Source organism: Kosakonia cowanii JCM 10956 = DSM 18146 (assembly GCF_001975225.1).
In the GTDB taxonomy this organism is placed as follows: Bacteria; Pseudomonadota; Gammaproteobacteria; order Enterobacterales; family Enterobacteriaceae; genus Kosakonia; species Kosakonia cowanii.
Genome location: NZ_CP019445.1, coordinates 1,908,552 through 1,923,869 on the forward strand (window position 1 = coordinate 1,908,552; position 15,318 = coordinate 1,923,869).

Here is a 15,318-nt window from a genome sequence, read left to right on the forward strand (position 1 = left end):
ACTATGTTTAAACCCCTCTTTGCCGCGATGGTGATGTTAACCAGTCTGCTCTTTTCCACCGTGTCGCAGGCCGCGACCGCCTGGGAGAGCTACAAAGCGCGCTTTTTAATGCCCGACGGGCGGATTGTCGATACCGGCAATAACAACGTCTCCCACACCGAAGGGCAGGGTTTCGCCATGCTGATGGCGGTCGGCAATAACGATAAAGCGGCGTTCGACAGCATGTGGCACTGGACGCATACCACGCTGCAAAACAAGGAAAACGGCCTCTTTTACTGGCGCTATAACCCGGTGGAGGCCGATCCGATTGCCGATAAAAATGATGCCACCGACGGCGATATCCTTATCGCCTGGGCGTTGCTGAAGGCGGGTGAGCGCTGGAATCTGCCCGCGTATACCGCCGCGTCGGACGCCATTACCCAGGCGGTGCTGAAACATACCGTGATTAATTTTGCTGGCTATCACGTGATGCTGCCGGGGGCGAAGGGCTTTAACCTCAACAGCCGCGTGACGCTGAACCCCTCCTACTTCATCTTCCCGGCGTGGCAGGATTTCGCCAACCGCAGCCACCGGGTGATCTGGCAGCAACTGATTGATGACGGGCAAAAAATGGTGGGTAAGATGGCCTTCGGCAAGCCGCGCCTGCCGACCGACTGGGTGTCGCTCTCGGCGGACGGTACCTTTAGCCCGGCAACAGAGTGGCCGCCGCGTATGAGTTACGACGCCATTCGCGTGCCGCTCTACATCGCCTGGCACAATCCGCAGAGCCCATTGTTAACGCCGTGGCGCAGCTGGTGGCAGGGGTTTGAGCGCAGCAAAACACCGGCGTGGGTCAATGTGACCAGCAACGAGAATGCGCCTTACAACATGAACGAGGGGCTGCTGGCGGTGCGGGATTTAACCGTTGGCGAGCCGACGGGCGAGCCGCAGATTACCGCCCAGGATGATTATTATTCCGCCAGCCTGAAGATGCTGGTCTGGCTGGCGCAGCAGCGTTAACAACTGCGGTCTGATGCCGGGTGACGGCTTTGCCTTACCCGGCCTACGTGTGCGGTATCAATGGACGGGGCGGCTGCGCCTTACCGGGCCTGCGAATACCACCGGAGCGGTTTTCGTAGGCCTGATAAGCGCAGCGCCATCAGGCAAGGGTGTTACTGCGGATAGGGCACCCAGTCGCCGCCGTTAAGCCGCACGTACGGCTTGTTCTGGTACTGGATCACCACCGCGTTGGCGTTCTCCGATACCGGCGCGGTTTGCGGCAGATTGCCAATCAACTTATCCCAGTCGACACTATCTTCGGTGAAGATTTTGCCATCCAGCACGCGGGTAACAATCTCCGACACCGCCAGGAAGCTGCTCGGCTGGTTAATCACCAGCGGCGCGCCCTGATGCGGCGCTTTCATGCCGAAGAACTTAATCGCCGTCGGCACGTTGGTAATCGACGGGCTTGGAATATCGCGCAGGCCGGAAACCTGCATCTTATCCCCCTGCAACGCCGCGCCGTGCTCCGGCACCAGCACCACCATCACTTTGCGCCCGGACTTATCAAGCTGCGTAAAGAAGGCATCCAGCTCATCAAACAGCTTCTGCGCCCGCAGTTTGTAATCCGCCGTTTTGCGATCGCCCGGATAGTGGTTGCCATCGTGCAGCGGCAGCAGGTTATAGAAGGTGGCGGTCGGTTTGCCCTGCTTGAAGCTGTCTGATTCCATCCAGCGGTTAAGCACCGCGGTATCGTCAAAAATCGGCGAGCCGTCAAAGGAGAGCAGCGTCGGCGGCAGACCCGCCTGGTTCATCAGCGGCGCCTGCATGCCGCCATTGTCGCGCACCTCTTTCAGGAAGCCGCCAAACTCGCCGTTATGATCCATCATCAGCTGTTGGGTAAAGCCAAGTTTCGACAGGTTATCAAAGAGATAACACTGGTTATTCGCCTGCTGATAGAGATTTTTGTGCGATGGCTGGCCGCAGCTTGCGCGCAGCAGACGGATCGCCGCCGGGCCGCTGTAGGCCGTTGCCGAGTTAAAGTTTTTAAACTCAATATCGAAGTGCGACCAGAGCGGGTGCGATGCCAGACCGGCGGCTTCAATATCGGCCCATGACAGGGAGCAGATATTAATAAACAGCAGATCGAACGGCTGCGCATCGGCGGGCAGCTGCGTCGGGAAGGTGGTTTGACGCTTCTCTTCCGCCGCATAGAAGCTGGCAAGCCATGCGTTGAGGTTTTCCGAGGTTGGCGGGGCCGTTTGCGCCGGAATATCGCCGACTACCGGCGTATTGCCCGCAGCGGCAACCGTTGCCGCCTGCGAACCGCCGGTGGTGGTGACCGTGGTAGTCGGCTGGCCGCCGGGCCAGAGATTAAAGGCCGGGCCGGTTAAGGTCAGCACGTTCAGCCAGATCATGATCGCCACCACGAACACCGTGACGCGAATCCACTGCGACAAGAAGAGCCACGCTACCAGCAGCACAAACACCGCGCCAATCATCTGCCAGTTGATAAAGCGCGTTACCAGGTCGAGCAGATAATCGGCGCTAAAGCCCGCCACCTGCGTGCCCTGGCTCATCATACTTTCAAGCCCCGGCAACCAGGTGTCATGCCAGAAGAGTGCAAAGCCGAGCGGGATTGCCACCCAATGGCGCAGGCGATGCAGGCTCAGGCGCGGCAGCGGCACCAGCAGAAAGGCCATAAACACCAGGTTCAGCATCGGGTGGAAATTAAGATATCCGGCCCACAGCAGGCCAAACTTCACCAGAAAGTAGAAGTTCCAGCCGGAAAGGCCGCGCCAGTATTGCCACAGCGGCGATGGCGCAGAAGAGGGGATCGTATTATTTGTCATGTTTACGGTCTGCCTTGGCGTGCGAATCCCTGCGTAAAACGCCAATCGGTTTTACATAGCGGGGTTTAGTAAAAGTTAAACGGAGCGCGGTACGTAACGGGCGCTGCCAGTGGCGCGCAAGGTAGCCCAGCGGAAAGAAGATCAGCGCGCAAAGCACGATAAGCTGAATAATATCGCTGATTGACATCATGAGGAGGGCTCCGTCACATCGCTTAATAACCGGTGCGGTTGGGGGATACGACGCCAGCTGGTGCCATCGTGTTCGACATTAATCAACTTCTTCTCCTGACGCGTGGCGGGCAGCGGCTTTGAGGCGCGCTCCGGCGGCAGGGCGCGCATCTGCACCACTTCGGCGGCAATCTGGTTATCTTCGAACCACACCATGCGGTTAGAGAAGATATCGCCCGTCGGCAGCGGGAAGATGTGGTTCAGCGCGGTATCGAGATCGTTCACCCGGCAGAAAGATAGGAAGAGCACCAGCCGGTTGTCGCTCATGCTGACAATATCGCCGACACGGTTTGGCCGACAGAGCGTTAGCGCCTGCTCAACGCGAATGCCCGGCACCGGACGCAGCGCCACCAGCACCCCTTTGCCATCGGGCGGCAGCAACGTGTTGTTGACCATATTGCTCACCGCATCGCAAAACACCTCCCACGGCTGGAAGCCGCGCAGCTTCAGCGGCTGCGTCATCGACAGTAGGGTGGAGATATCTTCCGGCACCAGCCGCGTAAACTGCTGACCCTGTACGCTCTCAATCAGCGTTAAGCAGCGCGACAGCGGCGCGTTCCACGGGATCACCATATTCGCACCGCAGCCGAGCAGCAGGCGCTCATCGGTGGCGCGCAGGCTGGCGATGGTTTCACGCACGATAATTTTGAGATTGTTGCCGCGCTGGCGGCGCAGGGTGTGGATCTGGCGCGCGAGGCCGTCGATTTGGCTATTCTGCGCGAGGACGAAAATCAGCGTCGCTGCCTGGCTGGCGCGCGCCTCTTCAAACAGCGCCTCGTTGGTGGCAAACACGGACCAGTGTTCCGAGAGCGGCGGTGCGCCCTCCAGCACGGCGACATTACTTAAAACCCGTTTTTCATCGCTGCGTGGCTGAACGGAGGCCTCTTCCTGTTTGGCTAATTGCCACTGTCCTTCAACTTCGGTGAGCAGTAATTGCTGACGGGCGCTAATGCCTTTTTCATTACACCACCACGCTACATCATATAGCGGAATGCCATTTTGATAACGCAGGCTCGCCAGACCAAAAAGCGAGCGATATTCACTCATCAGAATCGAGGATTGCTTGTCATTGTTGCTGCCGGGGTTAATTACCACCAGCGTGCAGTTATTATATTTCGCCCAGGCGTGAGTTTTTTCTAACCATTTGCGTAATTTAGGGGCGGGAATATTCTGCCAGGCATTATTCGCACAGAGCAGAAACACTAAATATTTGTCCGGGTCAATAGAGCTGAGCAAATCGCGGGTGAAAAAGTATAGACTATTCTCCTCTTTTGGCATGGAGAACAGCTCGATTTTTTCCGGGCCGTGATTTTTATCTAATTTAATGAGGTTTTGCAGGTCGTGACCCATGCCCGCTACCGCGACTTTCGCCGCTTTATCCTGCGCGGCAAGGGTTTGATTAAGCAGGCTCAGTGCGTCCTGTTCACGGTCGGTATTTAGCCACCAGACCCCGCCCACAGGCATGTGACGCAATTCGTCCCATAATGATTGGATGCCGATAGAAAATATGGGGTTCACGGTGTCCCTCTTGCAGCGAATTTATCTGTAACTCAGTTTACTAGCGAAAGCCGAGAAATAAACCTAACATTGAAATTAAAGAACATCAGATTTAGCATGTAAACGCATTTTCTTGGGCACGATGCCTTGTGACTTCTTACATCATTTTATATGCAACTGGGATCGGGCCAACATGAAAAAAAATGAACCCGTTACGCAATCTGACCCGACTCTGGGTTACACATTCCAGAACGATTTTTTGGTGCTTAGCCGGGTATTTTCCCTGCCTGAAATCGACTATGCCGATATTTCCCAGCGCGAACAACTTGCCGCCGCGATTAAGCGCTGGCCGCTGCTGGCTGAATTAGCCCGTCAACAATAAAGGACCCGTGGATGACCATCTTGGGACTACAGGGGATCCGTGGTGGCGTGGGGACGACCTCGATCACCGCGGCTCTGGCCTGGTCACTGCAACTCTTAGGTGAGTCGGTGCTGGTAATTGATGCCTGCCCGGATAACCTTCTGCGCCTCTCATTTAATGTCGAATATGAGAACCCAACCGGCTGGGCGCGGTCGCTGCTGGACGGCAACGAGTGGCGCGATGCGGGCATGCGCTACACCACGCAGCTCGACCTGCTGCCGTTTGGCCGTCTGGCAGCCAACGAGTGGGAGAATGCCGCGCAGCTTGACGCCGTGGCAGCACAGCTGACCTCCGCGTTGAAAGGGTTAACAACCCAGCAGCACTATCAATGGGTGCTGATTGACCTGCCGCACGGCGTATCACCGCTGGCGCGGCACTTTATCGATCTCTGCGACAATCTCTTTACCATTATCAAACCCGATACCAACTGCCATGTGCGCCTGCACCAGCAGCCTCTGCCCACCGGTGCGCATCTGTTAATTAACGATCTGCGCATTGGCAGCCAGTTGCAGGACGATCTCTGGCAGGTGTGGCTGCAAAGCCAGCCGCGCATGATGCCGATGGTGATCCACCGCGATGAGGCGATGGCAGAGTGCCTGGCTTCGAAGCAGCCGCTCGGCGAGTACCGCAGCGATGCGCTGGCGGCCGAGGAGATCCTGACGCTGGCCAACTGGTGTCTGCTCCATTTCGCGCCTGCTGTACAGGGGAGTGAGGCATGATTCGCCTTGCCACCTGGCTGCTTATTCCGCCAGTGGGCGCGCGGTTGAACGCGCGCTATCAGCATTATCGCGACCATGGCGCACCGCGTTTTAGCGCGGCATTGGGCTGTTTCTGGGCGATCCTCGCCTGGATGTTTATCCCGCTGGAGCACCCGCGCTGGCAGCAGCTTCGTGCGCAGCAGAACCACTGGTTTCCGCATATCGATCCTGACCGTCCGCGCCCGCTCGACCCGGCGCGCTACCTGATTCAAACTCTGTGGCTGATGGTGACGCTCCCGCTGGGCGCGCCGAGATCGCCGCGTCGCCAGCACTTTGCCCGTCTTCGCGTGCTGCGCGGGCGCTGGCATAACTTCCTTGAAACGCTGCCGGAGCGCATGACACAGCGCACCGGTCATCTCGACAATAAAAAAGAGCTGGGGCACATCAACCCGAAAGTGCGGCGCATTATTCTTGGCACCGTGGTGGTCTTCTCGTTCCTGCTCGCCATTTTATGTATTACCCAGCCCTTTAACCCGCTGTCGCAATTCGTCTTTTTGATTCTGCTGTGGGGCGTGGCGCTGCTGGTGCGGCGCATTCCGGGGCGCTTCTCGGTGCTGATGCTGGTGGTGCTCTCCCTGACGGTCTCCTGCCGCTACATCTGGTGGCGCTACACCTCGACCCTCAACTGGGACGACCCGGTCAGCCTGGTGTGCGGCCTGGTGCTGCTGTTTGCTGAAACCTATGCGTGGATTGTGCTGGTGCTCGGCTACTTCCAGGTGATCTGGCCCCTTAACCGCCAGCCGGTGCCGCTGCCGAAAGATATGTCGCTCTGGCCGTCGGTCGATATTTTTGTTCCGACCTACAACGAAGATCTCAACGTGGTGAAAAACACCATTTACGCCTCGCTGGGTATCGACTGGCCGAAAGATAAGCTCAAGGTCTGGATTCTGGATGATGGCGGCCGCGAAGAGTTTCGCCAGTTCGCCAAACAGGTCGGCGTTGAGTACATCGCCCGTACCAGCCATGAGCATGCGAAAGCGGGCAACATCAACAATGCCCTCAAGTATGCGAAGGGGGAGTTCGTGTCGATCTTCGACTGCGACCACGTGCCGACGCGCTCCTTCCTGCAGATGACCATGGGCTGGTTCCTGAAAGAGAAGAAGCTGGCGATGATGCAGACCCCGCACCACTTCTTCTCGCCGGATCCGTTTGAACGCAACCTCGGGCGTTTTCGTAAAACGCCGAACGAAGGCACGCTCTTTTACGGCCTGGTGCAGGATGGCAACGATATGTGGGATGCCACCTTCTTCTGCGGCTCCTGTGCGGTGATCCGCCGCGGGCCGCTGGATCAGATTGGCGGCATTGCGGTTGAGACGGTAACGGAAGATGCGCACACCTCGCTGCGCCTGCACCGCCTTGGCAACACCTCCGCGTATATGCGTATTCCGCAGGCGGCGGGGCTGGCGACCGAGAGCCTCTCGGCGCATATCGGGCAGCGTATCCGCTGGGCGCGCGGCATGGTGCAGATTTTCCGCCTCGATAACCCATTGATGGGCAAAGGGCTGAAGTTTGCCCAGCGGCTCTGCTACGTCAACGCCATGTTCCACTTCCTGTCGGGCATTCCGCGGCTTATCTTCCTGACCGCGCCGCTGGCGTTTCTGCTGCTGCATGCCTACATCATCTATGCCCCGGCGATCATGATTGCGCTCTTTGTGATGCCGCATATGGTGCACGCCAGCCTGACTAACTCAAAAATCCAGGGCAAGTTCCGCCACTCCTTCTGGAGTGAGATCTACGAAACGGTGCTGGCGTGGTATATCGCACCGCCAACGTTGGTGGCGCTGATTAACCCGCACAAAGGGAAGTTCAACGTTACCGCTAAAGGCGGGCTGGTCGAAGAGGAGTATGTCGACTGGGTGATCTCGCGCCCCTATATCTTCCTCGTGCTGCTCAACCTGCTCGGCGTGGCGGTCGGCATCTGGCGCTACTTCTACGGCCCGGAAAATGAAATTCTCACGGTTTTCGTCAGTATCGCGTGGGTCTTCTACAACATGGTGATCCTCGGCGGCGCGGTGGCGGTGTCGGTGGAGAGCAAACAGGTGCGCCGCGCGCACCGCGTGGAGATGACCATGCCAGCGGCGATTGCCCGTGAAGATGGGCACCTCTTCTCCTGTACCGTGCAGGACTTCTCTGACGGTGGGCTGGGCATCAAGATCAACGGTCAGGCGCAGGTGCTGGAAGGGCAGAAGGTGAGCCTGCTGCTTAAACGCGGCCAGCAGGAGTACGCCTTCCCGGCGACCGTAGCGCGCGTCAACGGTAATGAAGTGGGTCTGCAACTGCTGCCGCTGACCACCAAACAGCATATCGATTTTGTGCAGTGTACCTTCGCCCGCGCCGATACCTGGGCGCTGTGGCAGGACAGCTTCCCGGAGGATAAACCTCTGGAGAGCCTGCTGGATATTTTAAAACTGGGTTTCCGCGGCTACCGCCATCTCGCGGAATTTGCTCCATCGTCCGTCAAAGTGATTTTCCGCTCGCTCACCGCGCTGGTGTCCTGGGTGGTGTCATTTATTCCGCGCCGCCCGGAACGGAATGTGGCCGTGCAGCAACCGATGACGTGATTGGCTTAACAATGATGAATACGCGATGAAAAGAAAATTATCCTGGATGTGTGCAGTGGCAGTGGGGATGAGCACGCTGGCCCCAATGATGACCCACGCAGCGCCTGCGCAACCCGCGCCGAGCGTGCCCGCCGTCGCGCCAGCGACTCAACCGGTGGTCACGCCTGCGCCGGGAGAGACGGAGAGCGTTACGCCAACCATGCCGACCGAAGGCCAGACTGTCATTGGCCAGGTGATGCCTGGCGTGCAGGGGGCGAATGCGCCTGTGGTGGCCGCCAATGCGCCGTCACGCGACGTGAAACTCACCTTCGCCGAGATCGCGCCGCCGCCGGGCAGCATGGTGCTGCGCGGTATCAACCCGAATGGCGGGATTGAGTTCGGTACGCGTAGCGATGAAGTGGTCTCGAATGCGGTGCTCAACCTTGAGTACACGCCGTCGCCGTCGCTGTTACCGGTGCAGTCGCAGCTGAAGGTCTATCTCAACGATGAGCTGATGGGCGTGCTGCCGGTGACCAAAGAGCAACTGGGTAAGAAAACCCAGGCGCAGATGCCGATCAACCCGCTGTTTATCACCGACTTTAACCGCGTGCGGCTGGAGTTTGTCGGCCACTATCGCGACGTGTGTGAAAACCCGGCCAGCTCAACGCTGTGGCTCGATATCGGGCGCAGCAGTTCGCTCGATCTCACCTACCAGAAGCTGTCGGTGAAAAACGATCTCTCCCACTTCCCGATCCCGTTCTACGACCCGCGCGATAACCGCCCGCTGACGCTGCCGGTGGTTTTCGCCAGCGCGCCGGATATCGCGCAGCAGCAGGCGGCGGCGATTGTCGCTTCGTGGTTCGGTTCACGCACCGGCTGGCGCGGGCAGACCTTCCCGGTCTCCTATAACGCGCTGCCGGAGAGCAACGCCATTATCTTTGCCACCAACGATAAGCGTCCTGATTTCCTTAAAGATTTGCCGCCAGCGAAGGGGCCGACCATCTCAATGGTTAACCACCCGAACAACCCTTACCTGAAGCTGCTGGTGATCAGCGGGCGTGACGATAAGGATCTGCTGCAGGCGGCGAAAGGCATTGCCCAGGGCAATGTGCTGTTCCGCGGCGAGAGCGTGACGGTGGATGAGGTGAAACCGCTGCTGGCCCGCCAGCCTTACGATGCGCCAAACTGGGTGCGCACCGACCGCGCGGTGACCTTTGGCGAGCTGAAAGGCTACGAAGAGCAGCTGCAGGCGACCGGCCTGCAGCCCTCGTCCATCAATCTGTCGCTGAACCTGCCGCCGGATCTCTATCTGCTGCGCAGCACCGGCATCGACATGAACCTCAACTATCGCTATACCGCGCCGCCGACCAAAGATGGCTCGCGGATGGATATCAGCCTGAATAACCAGTTCCTGCAATACTTCAACCTGACCGGCACCCAGGAGAGCAACAACCTGCTGCTGCGTCTGCCGGTGCTGCAAGGGCTGCTCGACAGCAAAACGGATGTCTCCATTCCGGCGCTGAAACTCGGCGCGGTGAACCAGCTGCGCTTCGATTTCCAGTATATGAACCCGATGCCGGGCGGCACGATTGATAACTGCGTTACTTTCCAGCAGGTGCCGAACCGCGTGGTGATTGGCGATGACTCCACCATCGACTTCTCGAAGTATTACCACTTCCTCGCGATGCCGGATCTGCGTGCCTTTGCCAATGCGGGCTTCCCGTTCAGCCGCATGGCGGATCTGTCGCAAACCATCGTTGTGACGCCGCCGCAGCCGACGCCGGCACAGGTCTCCACGCTGCTCGACTCGTTGGGCACGGTAGGCGCGCAGACCGGTTTCCCGGCAATTAACGTGCAGCTAACCAGCGATGGCAACCAGATCAAGGATAAAGACGCCGATATCATGATCATCGGTGCCATTCCGCCTGAGCTGAAAGATGATAAGCATATCGATCTGCTGGTGAATGCCGCCCAGAGCTGGGTGAAAACCCCGCTGCGCCAGACGCCGTTCGCGTCGATTGTGCCGGATGCAGCCGACCGCCAGGCCGATACGCAAACCGGCATTACTTCTGATGGCCCGATGGCGGCGATTATCGGCTTCCAGTCACCGTACAACGACCAGCGTAGCGTGGTGGCGCTGCTTGCCGACAGCCCGCGCGGTTATGAGTTGCTGAATGGCGCGATTAACGACAGCGGCAAGCGCGCGGCGATCTACGGCTCGGTGACGGTGATCCGTGAATCGGGGGTAAATGGCCTGCGCGTTGGCGATATTTACTACGTTGGCCACCTACCGTGGTTTGAGCGCATCTGGTATGCGCTGGCGAACCATCCGGTGCTGCTGGCGGTGCTGGCTGCGGTTTGCGTGGTGTTGATGGCGTGGGTGCTGTGGCGTCTGCTGCGTATCATCAGCCGCCGCCGTCTTGACCCTTCGGATCATGAGTAAACGGTAATGAAAAGCGTACGCTGGGTGGTGATGGCGATGCTGGTGATGGCGGCGATGAACGTTCGCGCCGCCTGTAGCTGGCCGGCCTGGGACCACTTTAAACAGGCCTATATCAGCGACGGCGGGCGCGTTATCGACCCGAGCGATTCGCGCAAAATCACCACCTCGGAAGGGCAGAGTTATGCGCTCTTCTTCGCGCTGGCGGCTAACGATCGCGCCATGTTCGATAAAGTTTTGCGCTGGACCGAAGATAATCTCGCCGCAGGCTCGCTGAACAAGCAGCTTCCCGCCTGGCTGTGGGGCAAGAAGGCCGATAACGGCTGGGAAGTGCTCGACACCAACTCTGCCTCTGACGCCGATATCTGGATCGCCTGGTCGCTGCTGGAGGCGGGCAGGCTGTGGAAAGAGGATCGCTACAGCCAGTTGGGTAAATCCCTGCTGACACGGATTGCGAAAGAGGAAGTGGTGACGGTGCCGGGGCTCGGTTCCATGCTGCTGCCGGGTAAGGTCAGCTTCGCTGAACCGACAACGTGGCGCTTTAATCCGAGCTACCTCCCGCCGCAGCTGGCGAGCTACTTCACCCGCTTTGGCGCGCCGTGGTCGACGCTGCGTGAAACCAACCTGCGCCTGCTGCTGGAGACCGCGCCGAAAGGCTTCTCACCGGACTGGGTGCGCTACGAGAAGGGTAAAGGGTGGCAGCTACAGCCAGGTAAAACGCTGGTCAGCAGCTACGATGCCATCCGCGTCTATCTCTGGGTCGGCATGATGAATGATGCCGATCCGCAAAAAGCGCGCCTGCTCAACAAACTGAAGCCGATGGCGACTGCCACCATAAAAAATGGCGTGGTGCCGGAGAAGGTGGATGTTGCCAGCGGGCAGATCCGCGGCGATGGCCCGGTTGGTTTTTCCGCCTCGATGCTTCCCTTCTTGCAGGATCGTGACGCACAGGCCGTGCAGCGCCAGCGCGTTGCTGACCACTATCCCGGCGATGATGCCTACTTCAGCGCGGTGCTGACGCTGTTCGGCCAGGGCTGGGATCAACACCGTTTTCGCTTCACCTCTCGCGGTGAGTTACAACCTGACTGGGGCGCGGAATGCACAAGTTCGTCGTAAGTTTTCTTTGTGTTTCAATCGGCCTCTCGCTGGCACCTGCCGCCGGGGCGGCCGAGCCAACCAGCGCGCAGCAGCAGTTGCTGTCGCAGGTGCGTCTGGGCGAAAGCGCGCGCCGCGAAGATCTGGTGCGCCAGTCGCTCTATCGCCTTGAACTGATCGACCCCGATAACCCTGAAGTGGTGGCGGCGCGTATGCGCTATCTGCTGCGCCAGGGCGACAGTGCCGGTGCGCAGAAACAGCTCGACCGCTTAAAGCAATTGGCACCGGACTCCAGCGCCTATAAAGCGTCGGTGACGACGATGGCGCTCTCCTCGGCTGAAGGCCGCCAGGCGCTGCAACAGGCGCGTTTACAAGCTACCACCGGCCACACGCAGGAGGCGATTGCCGCCTATGACGCGCTGTTTAAAGGCAACCCGCCGGAAGGTGATATCGCCGTTGAGTACTGGCTGCTGGTGGCAAAAGTGCCGGCGCGCCACAACGAGGCGGTCAGCCGATTGCAGGCTCTGAACAGCCGTAACCCCGGAAATGCGCAGTTGCAGGGCGGTCTGGCGCAGATGCTGTTTGCCGACGGGCGCGATGCCGAGGGCTACGCGCTACTGGAGGAGATGGCGAAATCGAACGCCGGGCGCGACACCGCAGCCGGGCTCTGGTATCAGCAGATCCAGCGTATGCCGGTCAGCGATGCCAGCGTGAAAGCATTACAACATTTTCTGACTATCTTCTCCGCTGGCGACACGGTCGATAACGCTCGTTCCCTGCTGGCGGCGCAGCAAAAACAGCTGGCTGACCCGGCGTTTCGCGCCCGTGCCACCGGCCTTGCGGCAGTCGATGCCGGGCAGGGTGGGAAAGCGATTGGTGAGCTACAGCAGGCGGTTAATGCTAACAGTGCCGACAGCGAAGCCGTCGGCGCGCTGGGCCAGGCTTATTCCCAACGCGGCGATCGCGCCCGCGCGGTGGCGCAGTTTGAAAAAGCGATCGCCATGGATCCAAACAGCGGCAATCGCAGCAAGTGGGACAGCCTGCTGCAAACCAACCGCTACTGGCTGCTGATCCAGCAGGGCGATGCGGCGTTAAAAGCCAATAATCCGGCGCAGGCCGAGCGTTACTACCAGCAGGCACGGGCAACGGATAATAGCGACAGCTACGCGGTGCTCGGCCTCGGTGACGCGGCGGCAGCGCGCAAAGATAACGCCGCGGCAAAGACCTTCTACCGCCAGGCGCTGCGTATGGACAGTGAAAACACCAATGCTGTGCGCGGGCTGGCCAATATTTACCGCGCCGAGTCGCCGGAAAAAGCCGAAAGCTTTATCCGCTCCCTCAACGCCAGCCAGCGGCGCAGTATCGACGATATTGAACGCGGCCTGAACAATGATCGCTTAGCGCAGCAGGCCGAGGCGCTGGAGAGCAAAGGCAAGTGGGCGCAGGCCGCCGCGCTGCAACGCCAGCGGCTGGCGCTCGATCCGGGCAGCGTCTGGATCACCTACCGGCTGGCGAGCGATCTGCGCCAGGCCGGGCAGGCGGGTGAAGCAGACAGCCTGATGCGGCAACTGGCGACGCAGAAAGCGGGCGATGCGGAGCAGGTTTACGCCTACGGGCTCTATCTCTCCGGCACCGAGCGGGCACAGGCAGCGCTGAATCACCTCAACACGCTGCCGAAAGCGCAGTGGAACAGCAATATTCAGGAGCTGGCCGACCGGCTGCAAAGCAACCAACTGCTGGATCGGGCGAACCGTCTGCGCGACAGTGGCCACGAAGATGAGGCTATCGCTCTATTAACCCAGCAACCGGCGAGCACGCGGCTCGATTTAACCCTTGCCGACTGGGCGCAGCAGCGCGGCGACGCCACCGAGGCGCAGGATTACTATCAGCGCGCGCTCAAGCGGGAACCGGCTAATCAAGAGGCTCTGCTCGGGCTGGCTGAACTCTATGCCTACAGCGGCAATCCGCTGGCGGCGCGGGCGCAGCTGGCGAAACTGCCTGCGGCCTCAGCCAGCGGCGAACCGCCCTCGATCAACACCCAGCGGCGACTGGCGCTGGTAGAGAATCAGCTTGGCGATAGCGCCAGCGCAAAACGCATTTTCAGCGCCATTGTGCCGCAGGCCAAAGCGCAGCCGCCGTCGATGGAGAGCGCGCTGGTGCTGCGCGATGCCGCACGGTTTGAGGCGCAGAACGGCGCGCCACAGCAGGCGCTGGAGCACTATAAAGAGGCGATGGTCGCCGCAGGCATTACGCCGCAGCGCCCTGCCGATAACGACACTTTTACTCGCCTGACGCGCAACGATGAGCGTGATGACTGGCTGAAGCGCGGCGTGCGCAGCGATGCGGCGGATCTCTATCGCCAGCAGGATCTCAACGTCACGCTGCAACATGAGTACTCCGGCTCCAGCGGCACCGGCGGCTATTCCGATTTGAAAGGCCACACCACCATGTTGCAGGCGGATACGCCGCTGGCAGACGGACGGCTGTTGCTGCGCGCCGACATGGTGGATATGGATGTTGGTACCTTCAGCCAAAAAGCCGATGGCACCTACAGCCCGAACTTTGGTACCTGTGGAGACATTACTTGCGTGGGCGGTAACCGCCATCAGTCCGATCGCGGCGTCAGTATTGGCGCAGGCTGGCGTAACGAGCGCTGGGGGATGGATATCGGCACTACGCCGATGGGCTTTAACGTTGTCGATGTGGTTGGCGGCGTGAGCTACAGCGGAGATGCCGGGCCGCTCGGTTACACCGTTGATCTACACCGTCGCGCTATCTCCAGCTCGCTGCTGGCCTTTGGCGGGCAGAAAGATCCCAACACCGGGAAAACCTGGGGCGGGGTGCGCGCCAACGGCGCTACGCTGAGCCTCAGTTACGATAAGGGTGAAGCCAACGGCGTCTGGGCAAGCCTCGGCGCGGATACGCTGCAGGGGAAAAACGTCGACGATAACTGGCGCGTGCGCTGGATGACCGGCTACTACTACAAGCTGATTAACGAGAATAATCGTCGCGTTACCGTCGGTCTGAACAACATGATCTGGCACTACGACAAAGACCTGAGCAACTACACGCTGGGCCAGGGCGGTTACTACAGCCCGCAGGAGTACCTCTCGTTCGCGGTGCCGGTGCTGTGGCGTCAACGCACCGAGAACTGGTCGTGGGAGCTGGGCGGTTCCGCGTCGTGGTCCCATTCGCGTAATAAAACCATGCCGCGCTATCCGCGTTTAGATCTCATTCCGTCAGAATTCCGCAATCGCGCACGTGATATCCCTGAGAGCGGAAGCCACAGTAACGGCTTTGGTTATACGGCGCGGGCGCTGGTCGAGCGGCGGGTGACCAACAACTGGTTTGTCGGTGCGGGCATTGATATTCAGCAGGCGAAAGATTACACCCCAAGCCACGGGATGATTTATGTGCGCTACTCCGGCGCGGGCTGGCAGGGTGACATGGATATGCCGCTACAACCGCTGGTGCCGCAGGCCGACTGGTAAAAATAGACTATTCCTGG

At 59.6% G+C, this 15,318-nt stretch carries 10 protein-coding genes; 7 read left to right on the plus strand and 3 right to left on the minus strand.

Going from position 1 to position 15,318, the window contains the following annotated elements:
- The first annotated feature begins 3 nt into the window (after positions 1–3).
- A complete protein-coding gene (locus BWI95_RS08855) occupies positions 4–999 on the plus strand; it encodes a glycosyl hydrolase family 8 (RefSeq protein ID WP_076769352.1) in 996 nt (331 codons plus the stop codon).
- A gap of 152 nt (positions 1,000–1,151) precedes the next feature.
- Here the strand turns inward: BWI95_RS08855 and bcsG are convergent, their stop codons facing one another.
- From bcsG to bcsE, 3 genes are read right to left on the minus strand one after another with little or no spacing between them, the layout of a single operon-like run.
- Entirely contained in the window at positions 1,152–2,831 is a 1,680-nt protein-coding gene (bcsG, locus tag BWI95_RS08860; protein ID WP_054802683.1) for a cellulose biosynthesis protein BcsG, read from the minus strand.
- A complete protein-coding gene (bcsF, locus tag BWI95_RS08865; protein WP_054802682.1) occupies positions 2,821–3,021 on the minus strand; it encodes a cellulose biosynthesis protein BcsF in 201 nt (66 codons plus the stop codon). Before bcsF ends, bcsG begins: the two co-directional genes overlap by 11 nt.
- The gene (gene bcsE / locus BWI95_RS08870; RefSeq protein WP_076769353.1) at positions 3,018–4,577 is read right to left on the minus strand and encodes a cellulose biosynthesis c-di-GMP-binding protein BcsE; all 1,560 of its coding nucleotides are present in this window, start codon (positions 4,575–4,577) and stop codon (positions 3,018–3,020) included. Before bcsE ends, bcsF begins: the two co-directional genes overlap by 4 nt.
- Positions 4,578–4,749: 172 nt before the next feature.
- On the opposite strand from bcsE, the gene bcsR reads away from it, so the two are divergent.
- The 6 genes from bcsR to bcsC are packed head-to-tail and all read left to right on the plus strand — an operon-like array spanning position 4,750 to position 15,301.
- Positions 4,750–4,938, plus strand: coding sequence for a cellulose biosynthesis protein BcsR (gene bcsR / locus BWI95_RS08875; RefSeq protein WP_023482010.1), 189 nt, complete (start codon positions 4,750–4,752; stop codon positions 4,936–4,938).
- A gap of 11 nt (positions 4,939–4,949) precedes the next feature.
- On the plus strand, positions 4,950–5,696 hold the full coding sequence (gene bcsQ, locus BWI95_RS08880; RefSeq protein ID WP_054802681.1) for a cellulose biosynthesis protein BcsQ: 747 nt from the start codon (positions 4,950–4,952) through the stop codon (positions 5,694–5,696).
- Positions 5,693–8,296, plus strand: a complete 2,604-nt coding sequence (bcsA, locus tag BWI95_RS08885; RefSeq protein ID WP_076769354.1) for a UDP-forming cellulose synthase catalytic subunit — start codon at positions 5,693–5,695, stop codon at positions 8,294–8,296. Before bcsQ ends, bcsA begins: the two co-directional genes overlap by 4 nt.
- A 25-nt stretch (positions 8,297–8,321) precedes the next feature.
- Entirely contained in the window at positions 8,322–10,718 is a 2,397-nt protein-coding gene (bcsB, locus tag BWI95_RS08890; protein ID WP_076769355.1) for a cellulose biosynthesis cyclic di-GMP-binding regulatory protein BcsB, read from the plus strand.
- A 6-nt stretch (positions 10,719–10,724) separates the two neighbouring features.
- Complete coding sequence (bcsZ, locus tag BWI95_RS08895; RefSeq protein ID WP_076769356.1) at positions 10,725–11,831, plus strand: cellulose synthase complex periplasmic endoglucanase BcsZ; 1,107 nt, start codon at positions 10,725–10,727, stop codon at positions 11,829–11,831.
- The gene (gene bcsC, locus BWI95_RS08900; protein ID WP_076769357.1) at positions 11,813–15,301 is read left to right on the plus strand and encodes a cellulose synthase complex outer membrane protein BcsC; all 3,489 of its coding nucleotides are present in this window, start codon (positions 11,813–11,815) and stop codon (positions 15,299–15,301) included. The genes bcsZ and bcsC overlap by 19 nt, the downstream gene beginning before the upstream one ends.
- Positions 15,302–15,318 lie beyond the last annotated feature (17 nt).

What these genes read in the sequence shown, in the direction of transcription:
- BWI95_RS08855 (WP_076769352.1), top strand. Translation starts at nt 4, where the DNA reads ATGTTTAAACCCCTCTTTGCCGCGATGGTGATGTTAACCAGTCTGCTC.
- bcsG (WP_054802683.1), bottom strand. Translation starts at nt 2,831, where the DNA reads ATGACAAATAATACGATCCCCTCTTCTGCGCCATCGCCGCTGTGGCAA.
- bcsF (WP_054802682.1), bottom strand. Translation starts at nt 3,021, where the DNA reads ATGATGTCAATCAGCGATATTATTCAGCTTATCGTGCTTTGCGCGCTG.
- bcsR (WP_023482010.1), top strand. Translation starts at nt 4,750, where the DNA reads ATGAAAAAAAATGAACCCGTTACGCAATCTGACCCGACTCTGGGTTAC.
- bcsQ (WP_054802681.1), top strand. Translation starts at nt 4,950, where the DNA reads ATGACCATCTTGGGACTACAGGGGATCCGTGGTGGCGTGGGGACGACC.
- bcsA (WP_076769354.1), top strand. Translation starts at nt 5,693, where the DNA reads ATGATTCGCCTTGCCACCTGGCTGCTTATTCCGCCAGTGGGCGCGCGG.
- bcsB (WP_076769355.1), top strand. Translation starts at nt 8,322, where the DNA reads ATGAAAAGAAAATTATCCTGGATGTGTGCAGTGGCAGTGGGGATGAGC.
- bcsZ (WP_076769356.1), top strand. Translation starts at nt 10,725, where the DNA reads ATGAAAAGCGTACGCTGGGTGGTGATGGCGATGCTGGTGATGGCGGCG.
- bcsC (WP_076769357.1), top strand. Translation starts at nt 11,813, where the DNA reads ATGCACAAGTTCGTCGTAAGTTTTCTTTGTGTTTCAATCGGCCTCTCG.